The sequence below is a fragment of the Crateriforma conspicua genome (assembly GCF_007752935.1).
GTDB lineage: Bacteria > Planctomycetota > Planctomycetia > Pirellulales > Pirellulaceae > Crateriforma > Crateriforma conspicua.
This window is the reverse complement of sequence record NZ_CP036319.1, coordinates 7,117,608-7,141,322: the sequence shown is the minus strand read 5'-3', so window position 1 is coordinate 7,141,322 and position 23,715 is coordinate 7,117,608. Positions and strand designations below refer to the sequence as shown.

The following is a 23,715-nucleotide window of genomic DNA, read 5'->3' as shown; positions in this document are numbered from 1 at the left end:
GACCAAATTGATACTAGGTACCCAAAATGTTCGTTCTTGATGTTTTCTGTAGTACCGATAGTATCGGTTTTTCGATTCAAAAAGGCAATTTCTCTTCAAGAACGGACCGCAAAAAGCAATGAGTCGTCGCCTTCCAAAAATCGGAATCCGAACTTACCAGCGGGCCTTTTCGAATTGTTTCGTTGCCGCGCTGCTTTGCTGCGGCTTCGTAACTCCGGCCGTGTCGCAAGAGTCGTCGACCGCCAAGACCGAACTCGAGTTGTACGCGTCTCTCGATCAAGCGGTTGGCAACATCGCTTTCAAGCCGAATGGTCAGCTGGTCTTTAGCCACCATCCGTTCTTCAAACCGGAAATTCGTGTCGCAACGTATGACGCAGACAAGAAGATCGTCTCGCCATTTCCCAACAAGCAATGGAACACACCACGCGAGGAGAACGACTGGTATCTCGATGATGTACTGGGCATTCGCAACGATGATCAGGGAGTTGTTTGGATGCTGGACATGGGGACGCGAAACAACATCACCCCGAAACTGGTCGGTTGGAACACGACGTCGAATGAGCTTCACCGAATCTACTACATCCCCGCACCAGCAAGTCGGCCGACTTCGCAACTGAATGACTTCGTGATCGACCCCAAGCGCGAGCTTGCGGTGATCGCCGACGAAGGGATCGGCCGCGGTGGTGATGGATCGAAAGCCGCTCTCGTTGTCGTCGACTTGAAAACCGGATCCACTCGCCGGTTGCTCGAAGGCCGCTCGATGACGCAGCCCGATAAAGATTCACCGATCATGATCGACGGCGAACCGATGACGGTCGAAAGCGACGGCGAAAAAGTTCCTGTCCTGGTTGGCTGTGACGGGATCACTTTGGATGCGAACAGCGAGTGGCTTTACTTCGCTCCCTTGTGCGGCAAGAAGCTTTATCGGGTGCCGATGAAAGCGATCGCCGACGAGACCTTGTCGCAAGACGAATTGGCGACGGCGGTGGAAACGTACAGTCCCAAGGTCAACAACGGTGGGCTCTCGATCGACACCGCTGGCAATGTCTACTCGACCAATGTGGAAAGCTGCAGCATCGGCGTGGTCTCGGCCAGCGATCGACGATACACGCAGCTCGCATTCGACGATCGCATGCAATGGCCGGACGGCATCAGCTTCAATCACGACGGCTTGATGTACGTGTCTGCCGCTCAGGTGCATCTTGGCGCACCGTTCAATGGTGGCACAGACAAGACATCGAAACCGTTCTTCATCTTCCGATTCAAACCACTGGCGTCCGGTCTGATCGGCCGCTAATTGCAGTTTTTTTGCAGGCGGACAGGAGTTCTACGACAAATGGCAATCCGACGCGTAAGCGATAGACCGCGTTCTTTGCCAATTCGTTCCTCGCTCGCGAGTCGGGTTACCAGAAAGCGCAACTTTAAAACTAGCGCGTCGGGTTGCTGAACTTAATACGATTTGCCCGTCTGCCTAATCAAGAGGTCATGTCTGCCTGTTCAATGTTCGAACCAGGATGAGGTGCATGGAGTTGCATGGCCGCGACGGAAGGAGCCGTCGAAGAGTTCACATTGCACGAGATGACAAAGATTGGTTGATCCAAGACCGGCTATTCAAACAGCAACGAAAAGGGTTAAGAAAATGACGCGGCTTATCACGCTTGGCATCACCGATCTTTCGTTTCATCGAGTCGCGGGATCGTTGACGGCGCATGTTCTGAATGGCATGGGAATCGAGGTCGAACGGATTTACTCGCCACACGAAGCCAACTTTCAAAAGTTGAAAGCAGGTGAGACGCAGATGCTGGCGTCGGCTTGGCTACCGTCGAGCCATGGCGGCTACAAAGCGGAGGTCGAAGAAACCGTTCCGCTTCGAGTTCTCGGCCTGCACTACGAACCGTATGCACTCTGGGGAGTCCCCGACTACGTTCCCGAATCCGCGGTTGCCGAAGTCGCTGACCTGCTCAAGCCCGACGTGTCCGACAAAATGAAGCGTGATATTCAGGGCATCAATCCGGGGGCGGGTATCACTCGGTTCTCCATCGCGATGATGAGCGAATACGGATTGAACGATGCGGGATACCGGTTTCACACGGGCAGTGAAGAAGACTGCTTCACCACGTTTGAGCATGCGGTCGAGAACGGTGAATGGGTCGTCGTCCCGCTATGGAAGCCGCAGTTCCTGCACTTCAAACACAAGATTCGAGAGCTGAGAGAGCCGAAGGGTTTGCTGGGCGTTGTCGACAAAGCGGTTCTGCTTTTGCGCGATGACCAGTCGACTCTTTTCACGGAAGACGAATTGAAAACGCTCGACAGCCTGCGTTGGTCCAACGAAATCATCGCCGAGTTGGACTACCAAATTTGCCGAGAGAATCAACCGCTTGATGAAGTCACGAAGAATTGGCTTGATGCACGGTAGGGATTGCGGATACGCGGGGCCGAAGCGTGGATCACCTATGAAGTCCCCAATCGAACCGTGTTGTTGGCGTGTTTGAAGCCAGTCCATCGTTCAGAGTGGTGGCCGCAGAGCACCAGCGGCAGGACCTTGGAGGCCAGATACACGGCGTTGCGGCCCTGGCCGTCGGGAATCGAAAGCACCGGTCCAACAAGAGGGCGACCTGCTGTTTGAGAATTGCATTCGGTTCGGTGCCGTATGCAAATTTGGATTCGCAATAGCGAGCGTTCTAATCTGGTAGCCACAACGTGTGGCTGTTCGCGTCAACGGCAGAAGCCTCCATGGCTTTCCAAGCCGAACTTGACGACGCCACCTTCATGTAATAACGTAAGTTACATGAAGCGAGATAGCAGGCTATCCGGCGTCCTGCACATTTTGTTGCACATGGCGGAGCTGGACGAACCGGTGACTTCGGACGATTTGTCGAAAATCATCGACACGAATCCTGTCGTGGTGCGTCGTCTGATGGCGGGGCTTCGCGAGCGGCAGTATGTGCAAAGCGCCAAGGGACACGGAGGTGGTTGGACTTTGGCGTGCGAGCTGGCCGAGGTCACTTTGCTGGACATCTACGAGGCGGTGGGCAGCCCGGGGTTGTTGGCAATGGGCAATCGCACGGAAGCACCGGGTTGTTTGGTGGAGCAATCCGTGAACGCCGCACTGGGCAGGACGTTTGACGAAGCCGAACAACTGCTGCTTCGGCGGTTGGGGGAAGTCACGCTCGCCTCGCTGAGCGCCGATTGCCACCAACGCCTCGAAGCGAAAGGCATTTCCCTGAAAGCCAAACGGAACCGACATGGACTCCAAAGCTGAATTTTTGGAAGCGGCTTTTCACGCCCCGGAAGCGGTTGCGAAATATGTGGATTCGCCACCGATTGCCGTTCCGGGGTTCGCGGACATGCAGCGGATGGCGGCATTGTTGTTGACCGAGCGGGTGCAGAGCCACGGCCGTATCCTGGTCGTCGGAGCCGGCGGCGGACTGGAGATGAAGGTGTTCGCCGAAGCGGAACCGAGCTGGGAGTTTGATGGCGTGGATCCTTCCCCGGCAATGTTGCAACTTGCCGAGCAAACGCTGGGGCCGCTTGCCTCGCGAGTCAGACTGCACGAGGGCAAGGTCGATGCTGCGCCGGAGGGGCCGTTTGATGCGGCCACGTGCATTTTGACGATGCATTTTGCAGACTTCGAAGAGCGACGAAAGATGTTGACCGCCATTCGTCAGCGACTCGGGCCACAAGCACCGTTCATCGTGGTGCACCTGAGTTTCCCTCAAGCCGATGGTGCGCGCGAGCGGTGGCTTTCACGGTACGCAGCTTACATGGTTCGTCCCGCCGTGGATGCGGAAAAGGCATCGCAGTTTCGAAAGGCGGTCGATGCTTATCTGACCATTCTCGAACCCCAACAAGACGAAGCGTTGTTGCAAGAGGCGGGCTTCACGAACGTCGAGCTGTTTTACGCCGGGTTCGCTTTCCGAGGCTGGGTGTCATACGCCTAAAGACAGACACGGCCGTTGATGGTTTATCTTTCGTTGCGTGAGCCGACGAAATGCAAAGCCGCAGAGAGCGTAGAGCTGATCCTCGGTAGCAATCAGTGTCTCTGTGTTTCGATTCCCGCGGCATCGATCACCAGGCGGGTTTAAGCCGGGGTCGCGCGTGTCTCGTTCAGCATCTCGACAGTCTGCTGATACGCGCGCGTGTTGCGATCCATGATCTCGCTCTGGTCCGCATGCAAGTACGCCAGGAAATGGGTACCCGCCGGTGTAGTGTTCGCCTTCGGGGACTTCGTTGCGCGGTTTTGTATGCGGAAGCGGGGCGATCTCTTCTGTCGGCAGGTCTGGGTTCACCAAAACTTTTGGGGGACCCTCAGGCAGACAAGCTTCACGAAAACGGTTGCTTTCGAATCGAGCCTGGAGACTTGCGATCCGGGCTCTCTTTGTTTGGTCACTGTCCACCGCAATCGTCGTTGACGATGCTGATGTCGTAGCTCCCTTTCGAAACGTTGCCACGGATCGAATTATTCAGAGTGGCTATCTCGTCGCGAAGACGAAAATTGGTCCGAGTTAGGTGATCACGATAGAGACGCCCTGCAAACAGAACGATCGCGAAGCCGGTACACCCCAACAGCACGGTGCGAAGTGAGACTTGTTTCTTCATTGATCGTTTGCCCGCTGATTTGCAGAAGGAACTTGGCCCGAAGGCGATTGCCGTTGCCGGCCGTCCGCGCAGCGGTGGTCGGTATCGGCGATCGCCGGAGGTCGGACAAGTCTCCGGCGCGAAACAAACACTCTCTCCCCTCCCGGTATCTTCGTGTCGGGTAAGAACAAACCCCCGGTCCGGAAGAACCTAGGGCTTGCGCATCATCGTCGGCCTATGCCAATCCGGCGTCGGCCGGCGGCTGCCTCAATGAACGCTGCCGACCTACTCAGATTTTCTCTTGATTTGCTCAAACGGAACAAAGTAGGTGGAGGCAATTGTTTTTGCGGATAGGTTCGATCGCTCGATCAGTCTGCCACATGCGTTGACAAGGTCTGCTCCCGTATTTTGCAACTCACAAATCTCTGTAAGCAGAATTCGGGTTTCGGTCACCATTTTCGCCAGATTTTCATACGTCAATGCATGAGATGCTTCCGCCGAAGCATTTTTCAGTGCTTCATTTTTGGGGTGCATACTGACTCGGACGCATTCATAATCGGGATAATTTGCCTTGAACCATTCAGCAGCGACAAGCAGTTGGCCGTGCTGCGTTTTCGTCAATTCGTTCTTAGGCTTCTTTCGACTCTTTGCTTCGATGACGAAACCGCATTTGATCGGCAAGAGCCAGAGCACGTCTGGACCTTCACCGTTTGTGTCATGCTGTTCTGCGAAAAGACCGATGAATCTCCCTAGTTCCGCCAGCGCAGCTTCAAACAATGTAGCTGAGGCCTCATCATGCAAATGAGAAACAGTGTCTTCAAAGCTTCTCAGAATCCCTTGGCGAAGTCGATATTCTTCTATGCGTTTAGCGATTGCTACAGCTTGTTCATCTGGTGCTGGAAGACTTTCGTATGGCGGCTTGACTCGCGGTCGAAGCAGGTTCCGGTTGAAGCTAAATGCGTGTTTTTGAAACTCCTCGGCTCTCTGTTTGACACCCCAGTGCGACGCAATCCGTGCCGCAAGCTGTGCCATCCATCCCAAAGATTGCCTGTCGATATCGCCACTCGCATTATCAATTACCTTTTCGATCTTTGAAATGGCTTTTTCGTGGTAACCGTCTTGCCAGAGGTTTACCGCCTTTCTCTCAATTGAAACGAGTGAGAAACGATCCTCATTAATTTCGTTTCCACTTTCAAGTTCAGCCAAGGTCTCCGCGTGGAATTCAGTCCAATCGGGGTCTCGTGCAAAGCTTCGAGCGATTGTCTCGGATAATTCCTCGACCGATTCGACTGCTTCGCTTATCTGAACACCCATCTCAATTTGTGCTCTTGTAGCACTAGTAAGCATCATAAAATTTGCGTTTTTAGCGAGCCAGCCAGCAAGATCAGGGCCGGACATAATAACCACGCAGTGGTCACCCGAACCTCGTGCTCCCCGACCGATACCTTGCTCGATTCGTTGAGCGAGCATTTGAACCAATGAGGCACCTCCTGCCAAAGCCGCAGCACGAAATAGTTCGTAGTTAGAGGTCCCTTTTGGAAGGTTTTGCAAGACGAGTAGCCTGCACGAATCGCCGGGAAGGTCGATTCCGTCGTATCGATTTGCAAAGACAGCGGGGCCGAAGTGGCTTCCGTTCTGTAATTCATCAACGAGTTTTCCGACTTCGGCAGATCCGGTTGCCACAGTGCTATCATCGCTCCAATTTTCGGCGGCTTTATCGGATGAAACGAGAATTACCGAGCCTTTTCTTTGCTTTGAAGTCCATTTCGCCAGTTCTGCGATCGACTCTCGATCACTCTTAAACTTCATGAGGTCTGGAATAAGAATCATTCGTTCACTGACCCCGGCAAGGGATCGCGACGTCAACGGCGACTTTATTTCGTTGGGATCAGCGTCAAAGGTCCGAACGATATCCCCATCGTTGGCGATCGTAGCGGACATGAAAATTCGTCTTGGAGCGTCGCTGAATGTTGGGAATGTCCGTATCAACGGAACAATTGGTGTTACCGTAAACGCGTCACGACTTATCAACCCGTGACAAAGATGAAGTTCGTTCCGAAGCAGGGGCCAGTGAAAAGGGTGCTCTTCGGCGTCTGTCTTTAACTGCTCACGAACACTGCCGATCTGTTCGTCCCAGGCCCAGTAGGGAATTTCCAGAACTGCATACTCTCGACCACCGACAACATCGTCAAAGATGCCAAGGCGATCACAGTCAGAGAAAGACTTGCGAAACAATCCTGTAAGTGATTGATAACGGTCCTTGTCGTTCTTTTTCTTTACCTCCAACGTGAACGCATCTCGGATAACGGAAAATGCAACATGAGCGTCATCAAGAATCACAGCACCTACCTGCTGATAATGACCTCTTTCCCTTAGACGAAACTTACTCTGTCCGTTGAATAATGCGTTGTAAGTCGCAACCATGATCGAATTGGCGTTGACGAAGTTTTCGTCGAGGTCTTGTCCGTTTCGATACGGAACGGCAGCGATCCCCATCAGCTTGGCTTTGTCCAACGTCTGATTGACGAGTTGCACTGTCGGTGCCAAGTAGAGTACGGGTTCACCCAACTCGTCGAGTGACGACTGCGCCATTAGAAGACCGACAAGTGTTTTCCCGCCACCCGTGTGAAGCTTGAGCACCGTGTCTTTTCGGTTTCGATTAGTGAACCACGATTTTAAAACCTCCGCTTGGCTGTTATAGAGATCGTTGATTCCCGGTGGTTTTGGCAGTCTTCTAAATATCTCTAGTGGGTCGGGGGATTTTTCTTTCTTTGAAGCCTTTCTCAGTTTGCCAAAATCGACCATTTGTTGTGCTCCCGTTGCAAGCGATTTGGAACACAAGTGAATTCTCGAATTCTGACCTACTGTGCCCCGGTAGAAGAGTGTATCAGTTTCAGTAGGTGGGCGAAGCCGTCACCCAAATGGACATTGGTTCGTATTGCAGGTTTCGCTCAATTCTTAAATCTAGTGGTGGCTTCGCTGGGGTCGGGTCTTGTGTTGGGGGTTTTGTCGTCCGAGTCGATCGACGCAGGTTACTTTTGCGTTCCAGCACTCCGGTGGCCGACAGCGGCGACATGAATTGGGATCTCAATCGCAGATTGGCGGTCGACTACAGATGTCCAGAGGGCTTTGCACCAGCCAACACCTCATGAGCCGGGACCAGTTCAATCGTCCGGATCGATGCCAAGCGGAATTGGCGGACCTCCTCCCTTTGGAGGCAAAGGGCACGGACGGTTGTGGGTGTGGTCATGCGTATGGGACTGATGATGCGATCCGTCACTTTGCCGTCGGCGTTGATGTATTGGATTCGCGCAGCATAGCGATTAGGATCGCCGGCTTTCATCAGTAACGATCGCATCCGTTTCAATTCTCGCTCGGTCATCACCCCAGCTCCGCCGCCAACTGTGTGGCAAGTTCCCGTTTCCGGTCGTGAACCGGCACGCGTCGGTCTTCGCCGGCCGATCGCATCGTCGGCCGAGGATGTTCGGGACGCTGGGGCGGTGACGTCGGAAAGCCGCCCGTCATCCGGACCCGGCGAAGCAACTGTGCCAGGCCCGCCAAGTCCGTCTCACAGCGTTCGGCTCGGAGAGAGCGGGTCGCCATCGCGGCTTTCGTTGCCTGTCTTGCACAACCGGGCTTTGGGCTCAACACTGGTCGTGCTGCATCGGTCGTTTGAATGGACCGATATTGGGAAAACACCGACGATTGGGATCAGCCACCACCGCGTGGCCCCCGATCGTTCCAGCCCAGCCCGGGTGGTGGAATTGGCAGACACAGGGGATTTAAAATCTCAAATCAGGTGTCTAAAACGCGTGTCTGAGGCGAATTTCTGGTTTTTGTGTGCGCTTACGTGAGCGCCTAAAAACCACCGCTCTGGACCCGGAGCCGGCGTCACAGGTCGCCGTTTCAACTCCGGATTCTTCCAACGTGGTGAATTGAAGTCGGCATGCTAATGGATTGTCGATTGCAAGGATGAGTGTCGCCCAGTCAATGATGTAACTCATTGCAAGTGATATGGTGAGAGTGTCAAAATGACGACACTGTGTCACTATGAAATCGGAACGCTGAGAGCGAAGTGGTCTGGTACTCCGGCAATTGGAACATGGCAACGTCGCTCCGATCTCTTGTCGCTGGTCCGTAGCCGCAAGCTTTGCCAACACACGTGGCGGTATCGATGTTGGATGCACGTGGTGGCCCGATCCGGACACGTGCACGCCGGTGCACTTCTATATCGGCAACCGGTTGCATTCCGAATTTTGTAGGGCGTCTCCCGGTGACTCTGTACGAATCTTTCGCACCCTACGTCTGACGAGGGCCATGTCGGCTGTGCGGGGCGCTACATTGCGGGACCGTTCTATGTTCCCCATTTTTCCTAGACGTGAGACATGACATGGGTATTTCTCTGGTCCGAATCCGCGCCGGCCTGATCGCCATGGGATGCGTCGTCCTTTTGGGCGTATCCGCCGGCAGCAGCTCCGCCGCATTGATTGACTTTCAGTTGGAAGGCAACGCCGGCATCGGTTTGTTGCCTGGAAACGAAGTCGGTGCGAACACGCCGATCATCCCGGGATCGGTGTCGAATGCATCGGGCGGCGAATCGGGTGGCGGTTTCTTTTACGATACCGACACCAACGTTCTGAACTTCGAGTTCACTTTCCAGAACCTCAGTGGAGGCTTGGCGAACGTTGCGTCCGGTATTCACTTGCATGTCGTTTCGGCCGGTAGCGACATCTTCAACTCGACCGGCGGTATCGCGTTCAACCTGAACTCGGGCGCCGATGCAAACGTGACCCTTTCGACGCCGACTATCGCGTTCGGAGCCACCGGCGGAACGCTGGCCGGTACGGTCACCATGCCCGATCAAGCCGCCGAAGACGCACTGCTTGATGGTCGCTACTACGTCAACATCCACAGTGGTTCGTTCGGTGGCGGTGAGCTTCGCGGAAGCGTGACCGCGGTCCCCGAGCCGGCGTCGATGGCATTCTTGGGGGCGATCGCGGTGGGCGGTGTGGCCCGGCGTGTGCGTCGAAACCGGAAGTAGGCTCTGGCACCGACGTGGCAACATTGAACGAATCGAGAAAGCGTCCGTCGTATGGCGGACGCTTTCTTCTTGCGCCGGTGGGTCGAATTTCGTCGGTGGGTCGCCTTTGTGCGGAGCCAGGTCTATTGAATAGGCTGGCGGCTCTGTGCAGTCACAATAGTGGGGTGCTTTTCCCCAATCTTGGGCAGCTGGTTGATGGATCCTCGAACGAGCGAAGAAAACTCGATGAAATCCGTTGGGTGGGACAAGCTTACTCCTTCACAGTGAGCGGTGTTCCGTTAGGGTTGGTCGCTTAAACATTAGCTGACCCCTCTGCAGATGACTTCCGATGTTCAGGCCCAACCGCGTTTTCGTTCTTGTTGCCGCACTGATCGGCATCGTTGCACCGAAGGCCAATGGTGACTCCATCCTGACGATTGGTAATTCGCTGACGTGGGACTCTCTTCCACCCTATCTATCCGGTGACGTCGACTGGCACATTTACTGCGGCAAGTCGCTTTCGTTCATCAACGAGAACCCAGAGGGTCACTGTGTGACGTCCTCGACGCCTTGGCCGGTGGCGTTGGCATCGAAGGACTATGACTTCGTCACCGTTCAGCCCTATCTCGGTTCTACCTTCGATGAGGATCTTGAGATCATTTCAAACTGGATGAGGAAGCAGCCGAACGCGACCTTCGTTGTGCATACCGGGTGGAACACTCACGAGACCCATTTTGAAGCGTACGTCGACGAAACAGAAACGACCGAAACGAGGATCTCGAGAGATTACTTTGACCGACTCATGGATGCACTTCATGAGGCTTTCCCTGACCGCAAGCTTGTTCGCACTCAGTCAGCCGAGGTGCTTTATGAGATTGCACTAGATATTGAGAATGGCAACGCGCCGATCGACAAGCTATCGGATCTGTACCGAGACACGCATCACATGTCGACATCTGGTGGCGGCCACTATTTGATGCACAACCTCCTTCGGAAGGCACTGGGTCAGCCGGCCAAGTTGGGGACGACCATCTTGCCGAGCGACACGCAGCTTTCGCCCGAGTTGACCACGTATCTGAACTCTAAGTTTCTATCTGTTTCCGCAGTGCCAGAGCCAAATATGTTTGTTGGATTCATTGCTGCTGCCGGGGCGGGATGTGGATTCTTTCGACGACGATTCGCCGCAAAGACGTCAACGGCATCACGCTAGTCTTCGATCCGTTGATCGGAAGCTCGATGCGTCTTCCGAGTTTGGTTCGCAGTCCTTTCGTCTCGCGATCGTTCAATCGCAAGGCGCACCCAGTGTTGGGCGATGGGGCGATGCAGGGTGGTGGCGTGGCCGAGGATGAGAAGTGATTCGGCTTGGCGGCAGAGATGATCGACGATGCGATCGAAGCGACGTTCGCAGCCGGCGACACCCCAGCGGTCCATCTTCGCCGCGTAGTCGTCGCAGTCACAGTCGCAGCGATGGAATAGGTCCGGGATGATCTTCAACAGTTCCGTCCCGGGACCCTGGCGATCGGCTGGGGCGAAGCGTGGCGGGTGCGCCGGGCATCCGCGTCCGAGTTGGATCCTTCGAAATACCTTCTGGGGACAGGCCAACAAATCACAGCCGGTCACCGGCCGGTTTCTGCCATCCGTTGATAACCGAAAGTGAACGCATCCTGCCCGGCAGTGGTCGGAGAAGGTTCGTTCGGCTTCTGCCTTGGTGATCACGGCAACAGTTCCACCGTGAAGTCGTACGAAACTTCCGTCGTGTAGGGCGGCGACGTGTGGTTCCACGTGACGGTGTCCGCATGGTTGCCCAGGCCGATGTCGGTTAGTTCAATCAGGTCGCCGGTGTAGGCTTCGCCGATGAACTCCAAGGAGATGACAAACACGCCGGTCGCGGACCAGGTGATATAGACGTTTAGTTCGCAGCTTATCACCCCATCGGATTCATCGATGATTCCGTCGCCGTTGTAGTCGACGTTGGCGATTGTTTTCGCCGGGAACGCGGCGACGATTTCGCAGCGGGTGTCGGAAGCGTCGAATGTCTGCTCGCCGCTGGTGCTGGTCATCGGCGGCGGGTAAACCGTCCGCGTGTACGTCAGACCGTGTAGCGTCACTTTGAAGTGTTGGCCGCGAACGCATCCGCAACAGCCACACGAACCGGAAGGACCGAACCAGTTCACGTCATCAACTCCGGGCCGGGCAGTTGGCGTTCACGGCGTAATACTTGCCGCCGGATTTGATGCAGTAGCCTCCGTCACCGCTGAGGAGGACGTCGAAGAAGATCGAGCGCGGATCGTAAACCGTCGCCGAACCGATAGCGTTGCCGGCGCCGTCGGTGATGTCCGCGGTCCCTTCGGTTGCACTGGGGTCGGAGGTCAATTCGAATTGATAAAACCATTCCGATTCACCGGCACCGGGGACCGATCCCAAGTGCACGATTGCCGGGGGTCGTGGGTCGGCTGCCAGCTCGGGCGACCAGATCACTTGCATGGGTCCGGAGTCGGAAGCATCCGCGGACTCTTGGCCGTCGACCGGGATCAAGAACTCGGCCGATGGTCCGACGTCTTCGCACAATACCGGCGTGATGCCGCTGATCGTGGCTTCGCCGATCTGGTCATCTTGGAGAGGTTCCCACAGCACCACCGGAACGCCTTGGGTGTTGGATGAACTTTGCAGTTCCACCTCCAGCACCGGTTGCCGAGCGGCAGAGTCTTCGTCCTGCGATGGATCGATCGCCATCCCGGTCACTCGCATCACCGACCAGCGTGAGCGCGTGGCACCCGACCGGTTGATGACGCGGACGGGCGTGCGGTTTCGATGCAGCCCCGGCATCATCGGTGGCGACGTGGTGAACCGTCCGGCATCGGCGGCTTCGTTGGTCGCGTGTGTCCGATCCAGGTAACGCCGGCTGATGGTCCGAACGCGATCGCCCTTGTGATACTTTGCCATCGCAGGTCGATCCTCAGTACGGGAACATGTCCGACCAGTCGGCGATCTCGGCCACGTCGTTCACATAGACCCCTTTGACGACCTTGCGGATCCGATGGGTCCCCGTGTCGACTTCTTCACGCCAGTCGGGCCAGATGAATTGATGGGCCTTTTTGTTGATGCCCGTGATGTCGCCGATTTGAAGGTTTTGAATGTGGCGGCCGGCCAGGTAGTGATAGGTGATCTCCGGATCGCCGGCGGATTCTTGGCCACCGCTGGCCCCCAAGAACAACAGGCTTTCGGCGGCACGTCCCAGGAACGGATCTCGGTTGATCGTCCCGGTCAGGTTTTCCAGTTCCCACAGATAGGCATCGGTCACGAACGCCTTGTTCCAGTTCTGCGTGACGCTGAACTTCATTCCCGGGATGACTTTGTCGAAGCCTTCGACCCGTCCGTCCTGGACGTTCAACGCCGCGTCCATTGGTGGAACGCTGCCGTATCGAGTTTCGCTGAAGCCGTGCGTGATCCTGGCCGAATTGCCCGACGTGTCGAAGCTGTATCGCATCGACTGAGTGATGCGGGTGCCGTAGTTGATAAAGACGTCCCAAATTTGATCGCCCGTTTGCTTGGGTTCGATCGTTTGGATTTCCAGTCCGTCATAGCTGGCCGACGCTTCCAGCTTCACCGCGGCGACCACGTCGGACCGCAAATTGGTTCCGGTGACCGTGTAACCCAGCCGCCGCGTGTCGCCATCGCCTTTGGCTGTGTCGACGCCGTCTTCGAAATAGAAGTGTTCGTAAACCTTGATGCTCATGCGATCGTCACCCCGGCACCCAGGTCGGAGACTTGCAGGTTCTCGTCGATGCGTTCGAGTGCGTCAGCCGATTTCTCGGTGGCTTTGGCGATCCGGTTGGTGGCGTTGTCACCGCTGAATCCGATCAACGCCGCGGCGGCCGATGACGTGGTCCCGCCGATCGACGATCCGGATCCGCCGGCGGCCTGGTCGATCGCGTCGGCGGCACCGGCCGAGACGGCGGGCGCGGTGATGTCGGCCGGTTTGGCGGCGGCCGGGTCGAACTTCTTGACCGCATCCTCGAGCGCCTTGCGGTCGGCATCGGCCATTTCGCCGGTCAGTTCATCGGACACATTGCCTTCGCCCTGCGTTTTGGACTGATACTTGGCCGTCAGTCGATCGAGATCCGCTTGGGCTTCCTTGCCAAGTTCGGCGAAGGACTTGTCGGTGCCGATTCCCAGTTGCGCACTGATGCCACTGAGCATCTGAGAGGCCGAAGCCATCGCACCGGTGAAGTCTAAGTTCTTGGCCTTCTCCACCGCACTGGCCAGCTTGATGAACACGCCGACGAAGGTGTTGGCGACCCAGATCGCCACTTTCTTCATCGCCTGGTGCATCTTCACGGCCATGTTGGTCACGGCAATCGTGGCGTGATGGGCACCTTTGAAGAAGACGACGCGGACACCGGCCCAAAGGATCTTGGCGGCGTCTTTGATGTTGCCCGACATCAGCGCGGACGTGATGCCGCCCAGGGTTTGTTTGCCGACCGATAGCAAGCCGCGGAAACCGTCTTTGAGAAGCTGCACGGCATCGCTGCCGACGCCGCTGTAGTAGAGGAAGGCGGAGCCCATTGCCACCACGCCGGCGGTCACCGCGGCAAGCACCCCGGCGATGATCAACAGTGGTGCACCGACGGTGCCCAGGATTCCTGCCACCAGTGAGATCGCCATCGAGACGCCACCGATCGCCATTCCCGCCATCGTTGCCATTCCGCCCAAAGTCACCAACGCCACGCCCAACAGAGTCACGGCGGCGACGGTACCGCCGACGATCATGGCGACCGACTTGTTGCGGTTGATGAAGTCGGTGGCCCAGCGTAGCAAGCTTGTCCCGGTATCCAGCACGCTGACCAAGACCGGTTTCAAGCCTTCGCCCATCGCGATCATGAGTCCTTCGGCCGCACTGCCGGCGGAAGTCAGGGACCCGTGAACGCCGTCCTGCATCGTTTCGGCCATCCGCTGTGCGGCGCCGGCCGAATCGTTCATCACGCCACGCAGTCGATCGACTTCGCCGGACGAATCGGCCAGGATCAGAGCCGACTTGGCGCTGATCTTTCCGAACAGGGCGGTCGCTTTGCTGAGTCGTTCCGGCCCGGTCATGTTGGCGGTCGCCGCGCCGTAGTCTCGCATGACGTCCAACATCGGCCGCATTTCGCCATCGGCATCCTTGATCTGAACGCCCAGTTCTTCGAACGCGTCTGCGTTGGCCGAATTGCTGAGCGACACCAACACGTTTTTCAAGTCCGTGCCGGCCTGTGAGGCTTTGATCCCGCTGTTGCCCAGGATGCCGGCGGCCGCGGAGGTTTCTTCGATCGATTGGCCGGCGGCTTTGGCGATCGGCGCTACGAACTTGAACGTTTCACCCATCATGCCGACCGACGTGTTGGCGGCCGTGGCCGTGGCGGCGATCACGTCACTGACGCGGCCCAGTTCATCGGCCGTCAAACCGAACGCACTGCCGACGTCCGAGGCGATGTCGGCCGCTTCGCCCAGTTCCAATCCTCCAGCGGCGGCCAGTGACAGGACTTGCGGGATCCCGGCCAGGATCTGGTCGGCGTCATAACCGGCTTGGGCCAAGAACCCCATGCCTTCGGCCGCCTGCGAAGCACTGAATGCGGTTGTCGCGCCGAGTTCCTTCGCTTTGCTGCGAAGGGCTTCCAGTGTTTCGCCGGTCGCTCCGGTCTTGGCGGCGACGTTGGCCATCTGGCGATCGAAGCCGGCGAAGACGGTGGTGATGCCGCCCAGCGCGACGGCCCCGGCCGCACCGGCCGCGGTGACTTTGGCCCCCATCGCGGTCACCGAGGAGCCGAAGTTTTTCAACCGGCGTTCGGTCGCTTTGAGGACCTTTTGAGTTTTGTCGCGAGCCCCGATTTCCACATAGGCTTTGCCGGCCCGCACCGATGCACTGCTCATGGAATCAGCCTTTCACCTGGTCCCGCCACAACTCGGGAAGCTTCGGTTGAATCGCATCGAGCATCGGCCCCATGTTGGGACGCTTGCGGACGCGGACCGTCATCGTGCTGACCGAAACGTCGGACTGATACCGGCTGTAGTAACGCTTGATCTTGCGTCGTTGGGAATCGCTGAGCGTGCCGGAACGCTTGGACCGACGGTTGCGATCCTTGCGGACTTGCCGAACCCTGATCTTCGCCGTCCCGCCATACTCCAGCGTCGACGGAACATCGCGTCCCGCCACACCGCCCAGTTTCGCGTAACCGATCAACATCGATTCGCTGGGGCGATGATAGCCGTACAGGATCGTCTTGATCCCTTTGCCGCGGCGGTGTGCTCGCGGTGGCTTGCCGGGCTGGCTGGTCTTGCCGCGGTTCTTCGTGAACTTGATCTGACGCCTGGCGTGCGTCCGGCCGAGTGCCCCGGCGGATCGCAGGGCTTTGAAATTCGCCACGCCGACGGCTTTCGCGACGGCGCCGTGGTCGATGAAGAAGTCTTTGGCGGAAAGGGTGAAGGCGACCACGGGTCATGTCGTCAGCTTGGTTTGCGTTGGGCTTGCCGCCGTTTCATGTGGTTTTGAATGACGGTACGAAGCAGGTCCTTGTTCTTTTGACAGATCTTCAGGCCGCCCGACTCGGTCCGCTTTCGCAACGGATGAAAGTCGAACGGGTGATAAGGCCGGCTGCGTTTCTTGCGGTCACGATGGATGTTGGCTTGCATCGCCAAGTGATGAGACGTGTGGTCCCACCAGTGCATGTCCAAGCCTTCGGTCATCCAGGCCAGTTTGCGGAGGGTCAAAGGCCCGGGGTCGACTCCAAGCTTTCCGGCGATCTGGTACAGGTCTCGCCAATGATCCGTTGCATCTCCTGGTCGGCTTGCCGGTTGGCCCGAGCGATCACCTGGTCCACCATCGCGTCGGTCTGTGGGTCGTTCAGTTTCTCGATCGCGTTGTCGGCGGCCTTGCGTTCGGCGGCCAGGTACTTGCCGATCATCGCCATGACGATCGGCTGACGGTGCAAAGGGAAGAATTGCGGCACCTCCTTCATCGCCGCTTCCATCGCGTATTGCATCGTCGGCCCGTACAGCAGTTCGGCGAAGGCTTCGGGTGTCACGCCGCGTTGGTTCAACTGGGGCATCAGCCAAGCGTGAAGGACCGCAACGAACGTCGGTGGATGATTGGTGATTCGTTCCAACACGGCGCGGTCATCGATCAGCGACAACATGTCGATGTCGGCTTCGTCGCGGATCCGTTCGAACGCCGTCACGGTCGCCTTCAGGTGCCACTCTTGATTCTGTTCGTCTTTGAACACGCTCATGCGGTTTCGGCATCCGTGTGGGAAGGTTCGTTGTCGGGTTGGTCGTTGTTGCAAGAGTCAAGCAGTTCGATCGCTCGGCCCAGTTGGGCGCGACGGATCGAAACGTAGTAGCCGCCCGACTCGGACAGGCCGGTGATCGCGTCGAGCGTTTTCGCTTCGGCTTCGCCGGTGACCGGATCGGACTGTCCGATCAGTTCGACCAGTCGAGCCAACTGCGATCGCCGAATCGTCACGTCGCCGGGGCCGGAGGCGGCACCGCGGCGGAGACTGGCGATCAGCTTGGTATCTTCGGGATTGCGTTTCATGGATCAGTGATCAGGTTCGATCAGGGAGTAGCCGGCACGGTCAGCCATTCCAGGTCGACCAGGCTGCCGTCGGACTTATTGAACTCGGTCAGCCCGATTTCCACTTCGATCGTCGCGCCATCTTCCAGCGGTCGATCAAAGGGGAACTCGAACACTTCGATCGGGAACCGGATGTACTCGGTGCCCTCTTCGGCGATCGGGTCGAACGCGAACGCCATGTCGATCGGCGTGTTGTTCAGGAACGAATCCATCAGCTTGTCGATGAAGGTGTCGCCCTTGCGATACTCGACCGTGAAGCTGCCGGTCGCTTCGATGAGTGCGCCCTTTTGACGTTTGAACTTGGATCCCCGCGACATGAATTCGGCTCGACTCTTGGAGAGTCCCAGCGATTCGTCGCGGATGATGTCGGTCAACGCCCAGACCGGATTCTCATAATCCGCACCGGTGCTGTAGTACGTGTAACAGTCCAGGCCGTGGCGAAGCAGTTGGTCGCTCATGAAGATTGTCCCCGCGGGTTACAAAGCCATCCGAGCCTGAAACTCGGCCGATCGAATGGTCAGGAATTGGGATTCGGTTCGCAGTCGTTCGACGTCGACCAGACGCCGTGTCCGCACGATCATCGGGGTCGCGTCGGCGACCAGGCGAAGCTTCAAGATCTCGCGACCGATCTGGTACGCCAGGCCGTGAAGGTCGCGGTACCGCGGCAAGTCACTCGGCCGGCACCTGGCACGGACCGCGAAGTCGATCGTCGGTCGTTCGACCGTGCTGCCACGAGACCCGGTGTCGCGTCGGCTTTCGTTCGATTCGCTGGCGATCAACACGTGAACGCGATTGTCCAGCTGTTCGACGTCCAGTTCGGGCACCGTCACCTGACGCCAAACGAGATCGTCGCGGCCGAAGTCGATCTTCGGCAGCGTGACGATCAGGTCGTCGGCAATCTCGATGACGGGGTCAAACATGGGCGACTTGAACGGTGTGGATTCGGATGCGGTATCGGTGGTGATCGCTGTACCGCCAAGCCCGCCGGCCGTCCGGCGATCGCAGCTGGTACAGGTACGTTTGGTCGCCGACCACTTCTTCGATCTGGTGATCGTCGGCCGGCGTGAACGGCTCGCCCGACTCGTCGACCAGTTCACTGACTGGCACGATGAAGTCGCGGGTTTGCATCGTGGTGATTTGGCCGTCGCTGTCTTCGGCCTCGTAATCGGTTTGTCCGATCGTCGGATGGATGGGAAAGCGACGGGTGCCGTATCGGTAGAAGAACTGCCGAGTCGTGTCGGATGACGAATCGGCCGTCATCGTTCGGCTGAGCCAATCGGCACCGCGTTGCAAAAGTCCCATGGCCAATCAGACGATGTGCTGCAACAGGCCCTTGGCCGACGGGTTGGCCGCTGCGGCGGCTGCCTTGCCCGCCAGGGTGTTGTCGGTGGAAACGGTCGTGAACAGCTCGGCCGAGTCGTCCCAGTAAATCGACTCGCCATCGGCCCAGGCTTGGGCACTGACTTTGTCGACCTCGTAAACTCCGCCGCCCGATGCCAGGGCACCAAGCTGGCCGCTGGGAATGTCGCTGTGGGCGATCCGGACACAGGAATCCAGTTCGACGACGTCGCCGGCGGTGACATCCGATCCCGGCGTGTGGTCGATCATCAAAGGTCGACCGTGTTTGAAAGTGGCGGACATGGTTGAAAGGTTCCAGGTGAAAGGTTTGCGGGTGACGGGTTGGTGTTCGGTGGTCATCAGGGGCACGGGTGCGGATCCCAGTGACCCGTCACCCTTGCCCAGTTGCCTGCGGCTTCGCCGCTAAGCCTTGCCCTTGCTCATCGCGGCGCCACGGTGGTCGGCATAGCCGGCACCGAAGTCGTTGTAGGCTCGGTAGCCCATGCCCAGGTGCGTGAAGTCCAGGTCGCCCGCTTCGACGATCGGAGCCCGACGGCCGTCCAAGAACACGACCTCGATCGCCGGGATGTCGTTCGGGTCGGCGAACAGGTACCACGCGTCGGTGTTGGCGGTCAGGAACGGCGAAGACAGCGGTTCGAACATGCCCGCATGCGGGTTGCTGGCCAGGACCTTGCCGGTGTTGCCCGACTGGATCTTGGTCTCGTCGTACAGCTGGCGTCCCAGGACCTTGTTCTGCGGCGCGGTCAACAGAATCGACGGCGTCACGCCGATCGGATCGCCGGCCGGATCGGTCTGTGTTTCAAACAGCGTCGACAAGCTGGTCAGCGAATCGATCCCCAGGGCCGACGATGCACCGTCGAGGTAGTTCTTGTTGTCTGCTTTGAAGAACGTTCCGGCACCGGCTTCGATCAGGTTCATGCCGACCTTCTGCAGCACCGTCGCCCCCTTGCGGGCCAACATCCGCGGGATCCGCAAGAACGCACCCAGATCGTCGTTTCGCATGTGGATCCGAGTCAGCATGATGACCTGACCGCGGGTCTTGGCCTGGTTGCTGTACTCGCTTTCGATCAGTCCGCCTTGCTTCAGTTCGCCATCGATGCCGACTTCGGCGAACTCACCCGACGCGGTCAACTGGAACGTCTTGTGTTCCTTGAAGTCGTTGGTCGATCCGTAATAGGCCACCCGCGACAACACATCAGGCACCGCACGATACGCCGCCTGCATCGCCTTGTTGGCGACGTTCGACAGGATGCCGGGCAAACTGTACGTGCTGCTTCCGGTACCGCCGGCCGCTTCCAAGTTCCGTTGGACTTGGAACGCCGTTCGGATCGTGTCGTCGTTGAACCGGCCCGGCGTGACATGGCCGCCGTTGGCCAGGATGAAACGACAGATCAGTTCCTGGAGGCCGATGTCGCGATTGGACCGTTCCTTCGCCGCGTTCATCGTGCGGTCGTCGTAGTCTTCGGCCAGCGATTCATCATCGACACCCGCCGACGCGGCCAAGCTGCACTCCAAGACCTGCGGCGTGGCGTGATTCTGGGGCGAGTGGATCGTCACACCGCTGGGTCGACTCTGACGCATCGCTTCCAACTCCGTTCGGTTGGCGTCCCAGCCTTCGCGGATCGCATGAGCCTGCAGGCTGACTTCGGTTTCCCCGACGGTGATCCGCGGGGTGTCGTATCGGGCACAGATGGTGCGAATCGAATCGACCCGTTCCACTTCGTCGGCTTCACGTCGGCGGCTGGCCTGCAGGTCGGGCAGTGTGGCAACAGCGGCACCGCCATCACCACCAATGGATTGCGTTCCCTGGCCGCCGGCCACGATACCGGTACCGCCCGACGCGGCGACGCTGTCCAGACGCTCGGTGACTTCCGAAGCGTTGCCGTCATCACCACTGCCATCGCCGGCGACCTCGCGATCGTAGGCGGCCCGCAGCTCACTGAGCTTCGTGGCGGTCAATTCGTTGATGTCGTGGCCACGTGCAGCCAACCAAGTTTGAAAATTCATCGCGTTCGATTCCTCGATGGTTGCGGTGACGGTGGCCGACGTACGATCGTCGCCTGCCAGAGAAACAAAAGAGAGTTCGTAAATGGTGCAGGCCCGGACCACATAGCACGGGCCTTTGGCGTTGATGCCGTTGACCTTGGCGACCTTGCCGTCCTCGACCCACTCGATCCGCTCGATCGATGCGCCGATGGACATCCGCCAAGGGAATCCGTTCTTTCCGTTGCCGCGGACTTCGTCGGCGGCCGCGCCGGTGCCACTGATCTTGCCGGCGACTTTGATCTTGCGTTTACCGACCTCGATCCCGCCGGCATCGACATGCCCGACGATCTTCGACGTGTCGTGGTCACGATGGATCGGTCGTGAACCCGCCGCGACTTGGCATCCGGACAGGTCCACGTAAACGTCGCGGTAGAAACCGACCGGACGCATCACACCGCCGGTGTAAGCGGTCCCCTGAAACGTCGGCAGTGATTCACCGTCGCCGTCGCCCGCGGCGGTCAACTCGACCGGTTCACCGACCGCGTGGAAGGTTTTCGGTGGTTGGTTGACTCCCGACGGCACACCGCTGGCCAGCAAAGTGCCGAGCTTGGATCGCTTCCACCAAGTGGATCGTTTCATGCCGCGACTCCTTCCTTCTCTTCGGCCGCCGTCTGTTCTTCGTCGTCGATGTCTTCGTCTTCGATCATCTCGGACGTCGCGCCGCTTTGGCCTGGCAACGGCAGACCCAACGCTTCACGTCGTTCTCGTTGACGCTGCAGCTCTTGATAGTGCGTGTCGGGGTCCTTGCCGGTCTGACGCAAGTACTCTTCGTCGGTCATCAGTCCCATTTCCCACAGGACCTTGGCCGCGTTGGCCGCCTTCAGTTCGTCGGCCGGTTTGGGTTGATCCCAGATCCAACTGTGCGGAACGCCGTCGGGGAACGTGGGCAGCGTCGGCAGATAACCGGGGATCAGCAGGGCTTCGTCCAACCACCACTGAAAGATTCGGTCGGCGACTTCGATCTCCAGGTCGTCGCGTTCGACCCGCAACATGTCGCTGTAACCGGTGAAGTCCAGCTTGCCGCTGGCCAGGTTGTATCCGCCGCTATCGCCCAGAGCCTTGTTCTTGGGCATCAACACGCAACGGGCGATCTCCAGCACGATCGCGTTGCGGAACATCTCAAAGACTTGGACGGGCTGTTCGGCCTTCAACTGGCCCATCTTCCAGCCTTCGGGCAGCGTCATGAACATGCCCATTTCGACCTCGATCTCGTCCAGCGGATCGACCTGTTCGGGTGAATCCAGGTTGGGATGATCGGTGTAGAAGATGCCGGAGAAGTGGGCGGCGTGCTCGGCACATCGCACAACGGCCAGCGTGTAGCGTCGCATCAGGCCGAACAGCGGCAAGGCCGGCGTGATCACGGGAATCCCGCGGCGGACGCCGGGGCGGTCGTGACGGAATAGATGGATCATCTGCTCGGCCGGGACCGGTTCGAAGTCGTCCAGGCTGTAACCGTACGCGTCGCCGGGATGATGTTTCAGCCGTTCATAGCGGACGGGATTGTCGAAGTCGTCGAAGTGGATCCCGTCGTCATGCTTGGGATCGTTCACCGCCAAACTGGGATTGGTGATCTGGTCGGCTTCGGTGACCCGGCAAGCCAGTTGGCAGCGATCGGCGATTCGCGGGTTGGTGGCCGCGTGGATGAACGTCTCGCCGTCGACGAATTGTGACATCTTGGCGGTCCGCAGTTGGCGGGTCATCCGAGCGCGACGCCACCAGTTCCGGAATCGCTGTTCGATTTGCTGCTTGGCTTTGCCGTCTTCGATGTCGATCTGCAATCGCGGGCCGCGGCCGACGATGTCGTTGACCAAGCTACGGATGATGCCGCTGGCAAAGCTGTTGTTGCCGACTTCATAGCGGGATCGACTCCGCAGCGTCTGACGCACCGCGGGGTTGTTGGCTTCGCGTGGCGACAGCAGGTCCGCCATTTCCCAGTGCCGGCGGTTGCCCGGTGTGGTTTGGGCGGCGTCGTACTTGGCCAGCAGGGACCGCCGCGTCTTTTCGTGTCGGCTGGTCAATGGTTTGCCGTCGACTCCGATCAGTTGTCCGTTCATCCGCAGGCCCCCGGCGGAACGAAGCGGCCCAGACCGATCTTTTGCTTCAGGCTCTTACGACCTTCGGCGGCTTTGACGCTGCGGAGATACTTGTCGGCTTCGATCTGTTCCCGCAGCGAATGCTGCGCGGCGGAGTGACCGTCACCCGAGGCGCTCGCCGGTTCGGCCGCGTTGGATGCGATTTGGTCGGTGATCGTTTCGACGGATGGATCTGCCATGCCGTCAACGATTGGCGGCAAGCGTCTCCCATTCAACGGGCAAAACCGGTCTTCCGAGACGATTCGCTGAACTCTGTTACACCGGTGTAATTCCAGTCAATTTGGAGGCGGGAACACACTCCAAAATATGTATGACCTTTGCTCGTTCATGCCGGAAGAAGCAAAGGGGGCAACGCGTATCCAGCTTTTTTGCATTGCGTGGATTGGTCGTTCACCCGGCTCGGGGAGAACGGCTAAAATACCGCTCACCGGAGGAGAGTTCGGCCTGAGGCGAATCCGGAGAAGCCGACGCGGACGGGCATTCTCCCCGAATCCGCAGAAGAATTCAAAGTTCCCCGACTGAAAGATTCATGCACACCCGCTGGTACAAACTCGAATCCGACATGAACCGGCTTCTCCTATCACACTCTTGCGTCACTTGCGCGATTCGATCTGCCCCGGTTCTTTTGCTGTTTTCACTCGCGGGATGCTCACAAACATCGGAAAGCACCTACACTGTTAAGCAGACGGCCGTCAACCTGGGCAACATCATGTACAACGACGGCGAGGATGGGATGTACGACGTTTGGTATGACGGAATCGAATTGACAAACGGCCGTTCAACGATTCTCATCGCAATGGATGGCTCGGAGCCCAATTACGACAAGTTGTCTTCGATGTCGGTTGGCGATCGCGTACAGATCAAGACCGACCTCTCGTTGCTTCGCCCCAACTTGCTTGATGCATACTGGGCAAGCGATGTTGATATCGCAACATTAGATTGATGGAACGAGCTTTTCCACCTTTTGACGGCGCGTGGCAAACGCGGGGAACCATGCCGTGCACCGGAGCGGC

General features: G+C 58.1%; 25 protein-coding genes. 7 read left to right on the top strand and 18 right to left on the bottom strand.

The window, feature by feature from the left end; all coding sequences use genetic code 11:
- Positions 1-220 precede the first annotated feature (220 nt).
- From Mal65_RS26070 to Mal65_RS26055, 4 genes are all read left to right on the top strand, one after another.
- The gene (locus Mal65_RS26070) at positions 221-1,297 is read left to right on the top strand and encodes an L-dopachrome tautomerase-related protein (protein ID WP_196784450.1); all 1,077 of its coding nucleotides are present in this window, start codon (positions 221-223) and stop codon (positions 1,295-1,297) included.
- 342 nt (positions 1,298-1,639) lie between these two features.
- On the top strand, positions 1,640-2,416 hold the full coding sequence (locus Mal65_RS26065) for a glycine betaine ABC transporter substrate-binding protein (RefSeq protein WP_145304428.1): 777 nt from the start codon (positions 1,640-1,642) through the stop codon (positions 2,414-2,416).
- A gap of 372 nt (positions 2,417-2,788) precedes the next feature.
- Positions 2,789-3,262, top strand: coding sequence for an Rrf2 family transcriptional regulator (locus tag Mal65_RS26060; RefSeq protein ID WP_145304426.1), 474 nt, complete (start codon positions 2,789-2,791; stop codon positions 3,260-3,262).
- Positions 3,246-3,941 (top strand): class I SAM-dependent methyltransferase, encoded by a 696-nt coding sequence (locus tag Mal65_RS26055; protein WP_145304424.1) that lies wholly within the window; start codon positions 3,246-3,248, stop codon positions 3,939-3,941. The genes Mal65_RS26060 and Mal65_RS26055 overlap by 17 nt, the downstream gene beginning before the upstream one ends.
- Positions 3,942-4,863: 922 nt before the next feature.
- On the opposite strand, the gene Mal65_RS26050 is transcribed toward Mal65_RS26055, so the two are convergent.
- From Mal65_RS26050 to Mal65_RS26040, 3 genes are all read right to left on the bottom strand, one after another.
- The gene (locus tag Mal65_RS26050; protein ID WP_145304422.1) at positions 4,864-7,383 is read right to left on the bottom strand and encodes a DEAD/DEAH box helicase; all 2,520 of its coding nucleotides are present in this window, start codon (positions 7,381-7,383) and stop codon (positions 4,864-4,866) included.
- 304 nt (positions 7,384-7,687) lie between these two features.
- Positions 7,688-7,960 carry a WYL domain-containing protein gene (locus Mal65_RS26045; protein WP_145304421.1) on the bottom strand — a complete coding sequence of 91 codons (273 nt, stop codon included), beginning with the start codon at positions 7,958-7,960 and terminating at the stop codon, positions 7,688-7,690.
- A complete protein-coding gene (locus Mal65_RS26040) occupies positions 7,960-8,181 on the bottom strand; it encodes a hypothetical protein (protein WP_145304419.1) in 222 nt (73 codons plus the stop codon). The genes Mal65_RS26045 and Mal65_RS26040 overlap by 1 nt, the downstream gene beginning before the upstream one ends.
- A 787-nt stretch (positions 8,182-8,968) precedes the next feature.
- Here Mal65_RS26040 and Mal65_RS26035 point away from each other — a divergent pair.
- Both Mal65_RS26035 and Mal65_RS26030 read left to right on the top strand, forming a co-directional pair.
- On the top strand, positions 8,969-9,619 hold the full coding sequence (locus tag Mal65_RS26035; protein WP_145304417.1) for a CHRD domain-containing protein: 651 nt from the start codon (positions 8,969-8,971) through the stop codon (positions 9,617-9,619).
- A gap of 328 nt (positions 9,620-9,947) precedes the next feature.
- Positions 9,948-10,808: a hypothetical protein gene (locus Mal65_RS26030; protein ID WP_145304415.1), complete on the top strand. Its 861-nt coding sequence runs from the start codon at positions 9,948-9,950 to the stop codon at positions 10,806-10,808.
- A 502-nt stretch (positions 10,809-11,310) separates the two neighbouring features.
- Here the strand turns inward: Mal65_RS26030 and Mal65_RS26025 are convergent.
- The 15 genes from Mal65_RS26025 to Mal65_RS25955 all read right to left on the bottom strand — a co-directional run bounded on the left by Mal65_RS26025 (position 11,311) and on the right by Mal65_RS25955 (position 22,881).
- A complete protein-coding gene (locus Mal65_RS26025; protein ID WP_165701550.1) occupies positions 11,311-11,772 on the bottom strand; it encodes a hypothetical protein in 462 nt (153 codons plus the stop codon).
- A 4-nt stretch (positions 11,773-11,776) separates the two neighbouring features.
- Positions 11,777-12,541 (bottom strand): hypothetical protein, encoded by a 765-nt coding sequence (locus Mal65_RS26020; protein ID WP_145304412.1) that lies wholly within the window; start codon positions 12,539-12,541, stop codon positions 11,777-11,779.
- Positions 12,542-12,554: 13 nt separating this feature from the next.
- Positions 12,555-13,334 (bottom strand): hypothetical protein, encoded by a 780-nt coding sequence (locus tag Mal65_RS26015; protein ID WP_145304410.1) that lies wholly within the window; start codon positions 13,332-13,334, stop codon positions 12,555-12,557.
- A complete protein-coding gene (locus tag Mal65_RS26010; RefSeq protein ID WP_145304408.1) occupies positions 13,331-15,505 on the bottom strand; it encodes a phage tail tape measure protein in 2,175 nt (724 codons plus the stop codon). The genes Mal65_RS26015 and Mal65_RS26010 overlap by 4 nt, the downstream gene beginning before the upstream one ends.
- A 4-nt stretch (positions 15,506-15,509) precedes the next feature.
- Positions 15,510-16,067: a hypothetical protein gene (locus Mal65_RS26005; RefSeq protein ID WP_145304407.1), complete on the bottom strand. Its 558-nt coding sequence runs from the start codon at positions 16,065-16,067 to the stop codon at positions 15,510-15,512.
- A gap of 11 nt (positions 16,068-16,078) precedes the next feature.
- On the bottom strand, positions 16,079-16,342 hold the full coding sequence (locus Mal65_RS26000; RefSeq protein WP_145304405.1) for a hypothetical protein: 264 nt from the start codon (positions 16,340-16,342) through the stop codon (positions 16,079-16,081).
- A complete protein-coding gene (locus tag Mal65_RS25995; RefSeq protein ID WP_145304404.1) occupies positions 16,339-16,860 on the bottom strand; it encodes a hypothetical protein in 522 nt (173 codons plus the stop codon). The genes Mal65_RS26000 and Mal65_RS25995 overlap by 4 nt, the downstream gene beginning before the upstream one ends.
- Positions 16,857-17,165, bottom strand: coding sequence for a hypothetical protein (locus Mal65_RS25990; RefSeq protein WP_145304402.1), 309 nt, complete (start codon positions 17,163-17,165; stop codon positions 16,857-16,859). The genes Mal65_RS25995 and Mal65_RS25990 overlap by 4 nt, the downstream gene beginning before the upstream one ends.
- A 20-nt stretch (positions 17,166-17,185) precedes the next feature.
- Positions 17,186-17,662, bottom strand: coding sequence for a hypothetical protein (locus tag Mal65_RS25985; RefSeq protein ID WP_145304400.1), 477 nt, complete (start codon positions 17,660-17,662; stop codon positions 17,186-17,188).
- An 18-nt stretch (positions 17,663-17,680) separates the two neighbouring features.
- On the bottom strand, positions 17,681-18,124 hold the full coding sequence (locus tag Mal65_RS25980) for a hypothetical protein (RefSeq protein ID WP_145304398.1): 444 nt from the start codon (positions 18,122-18,124) through the stop codon (positions 17,681-17,683).
- Positions 18,117-18,506, bottom strand: coding sequence for a hypothetical protein (locus tag Mal65_RS25975; RefSeq protein WP_145304396.1), 390 nt, complete (start codon positions 18,504-18,506; stop codon positions 18,117-18,119). The genes Mal65_RS25980 and Mal65_RS25975 overlap by 8 nt, the downstream gene beginning before the upstream one ends.
- 6 nt (positions 18,507-18,512) lie before the next feature.
- Positions 18,513-18,845 (bottom strand): DUF2190 family protein, encoded by a 333-nt coding sequence (locus tag Mal65_RS25970; RefSeq protein WP_165701549.1) that lies wholly within the window; start codon positions 18,843-18,845, stop codon positions 18,513-18,515.
- A 120-nt stretch (positions 18,846-18,965) separates the two neighbouring features.
- Entirely contained in the window at positions 18,966-21,188 is a 2,223-nt protein-coding gene (locus Mal65_RS25965) for a phage major capsid protein (RefSeq protein ID WP_145304393.1), read from the bottom strand.
- Positions 21,185-22,663 carry a phage portal protein gene (locus Mal65_RS25960; protein ID WP_145304391.1) on the bottom strand — a complete coding sequence of 493 codons (1,479 nt, stop codon included), beginning with the start codon at positions 22,661-22,663 and terminating at the stop codon, positions 21,185-21,187. Before Mal65_RS25960 ends, Mal65_RS25965 begins: the two co-directional genes overlap by 4 nt.
- Positions 22,660-22,881 carry a hypothetical protein gene (locus Mal65_RS25955; protein ID WP_145304390.1) on the bottom strand — a complete coding sequence of 74 codons (222 nt, stop codon included), beginning with the start codon at positions 22,879-22,881 and terminating at the stop codon, positions 22,660-22,662. The genes Mal65_RS25960 and Mal65_RS25955 overlap by 4 nt, the downstream gene beginning before the upstream one ends.
- A 350-nt stretch (positions 22,882-23,231) precedes the next feature.
- Here Mal65_RS25955 and Mal65_RS25950 point away from each other — a divergent pair, with 350 nt between their 5' ends.
- Entirely contained in the window at positions 23,232-23,645 is a 414-nt protein-coding gene (locus Mal65_RS25950; protein WP_145304388.1) for a hypothetical protein, read from the top strand.
- Positions 23,646-23,715 lie beyond the last annotated feature (70 nt).

Coding starts and splice junctions, on each gene's coding strand:
- Mal65_RS26010 (WP_145304408.1), bottom strand. CDS start 15,505: ATGAGCAGTGCATCGGTGCGGGCCGGCAAAGCCTATGTGGAAATCGGG.
- Mal65_RS25985 (WP_145304400.1), bottom strand. CDS start 17,662: ATGAGCGACCAACTGCTTCGCCACGGCCTGGACTGTTACACGTACTAC.
- Mal65_RS26065 (WP_145304428.1), top strand. CDS start 1,640: ATGACGCGGCTTATCACGCTTGGCATCACCGATCTTTCGTTTCATCGA.
- Mal65_RS25980 (WP_145304398.1), bottom strand. CDS start 18,124: ATGTTTGACCCCGTCATCGAGATTGCCGACGACCTGATCGTCACGCTG.
- Mal65_RS26040 (WP_145304419.1), bottom strand. CDS start 8,181: ATGGCGACCCGCTCTCTCCGAGCCGAACGCTGTGAGACGGACTTGGCG.
- Mal65_RS25955 (WP_145304390.1), bottom strand. CDS start 22,881: ATGGCAGATCCATCCGTCGAAACGATCACCGACCAAATCGCATCCAAC.
- Mal65_RS26045 (WP_145304421.1), bottom strand. CDS start 7,960: ATGACCGAGCGAGAATTGAAACGGATGCGATCGTTACTGATGAAAGCC.
- Mal65_RS26060 (WP_145304426.1), top strand. CDS start 2,789: ATGAAGCGAGATAGCAGGCTATCCGGCGTCCTGCACATTTTGTTGCAC.
- Mal65_RS26020 (WP_145304412.1), bottom strand. CDS start 12,541: ATGGCAAAGTATCACAAGGGCGATCGCGTTCGGACCATCAGCCGGCGT.
- Mal65_RS26030 (WP_145304415.1), top strand. CDS start 9,948: ATGTTCAGGCCCAACCGCGTTTTCGTTCTTGTTGCCGCACTGATCGGC.
- Mal65_RS25975 (WP_145304396.1), bottom strand. CDS start 18,506: ATGGGACTTTTGCAACGCGGTGCCGATTGGCTCAGCCGAACGATGACG.
- Mal65_RS25990 (WP_145304402.1), bottom strand. CDS start 17,165: ATGAAACGCAATCCCGAAGATACCAAGCTGATCGCCAGTCTCCGCCGC.
- Mal65_RS25950 (WP_145304388.1), top strand. CDS start 23,232: ATGCACACCCGCTGGTACAAACTCGAATCCGACATGAACCGGCTTCTC.
- Mal65_RS25970 (WP_165701549.1), bottom strand. CDS start 18,845: ATGTCCGCCACTTTCAAACACGGTCGACCTTTGATGATCGACCACACG.
- Mal65_RS26050 (WP_145304422.1), bottom strand. CDS start 7,383: ATGGTCGATTTTGGCAAACTGAGAAAGGCTTCAAAGAAAGAAAAATCC.
- Mal65_RS26015 (WP_145304410.1), bottom strand. CDS start 13,334: ATGAGCATCAAGGTTTACGAACACTTCTATTTCGAAGACGGCGTCGAC.
- Mal65_RS25965 (WP_145304393.1), bottom strand. CDS start 21,188: ATGAAACGATCCACTTGGTGGAAGCGATCCAAGCTCGGCACTTTGCTG.
- Mal65_RS25995 (WP_145304404.1), bottom strand. CDS start 16,860: ATGAGCGTGTTCAAAGACGAACAGAATCAAGAGTGGCACCTGAAGGCG.
- Mal65_RS25960 (WP_145304391.1), bottom strand. CDS start 22,663: ATGAACGGACAACTGATCGGAGTCGACGGCAAACCATTGACCAGCCGA.
- Mal65_RS26035 (WP_145304417.1), top strand. CDS start 8,969: ATGGGTATTTCTCTGGTCCGAATCCGCGCCGGCCTGATCGCCATGGGA.
- Mal65_RS26055 (WP_145304424.1), top strand. CDS start 3,246: ATGGACTCCAAAGCTGAATTTTTGGAAGCGGCTTTTCACGCCCCGGAA.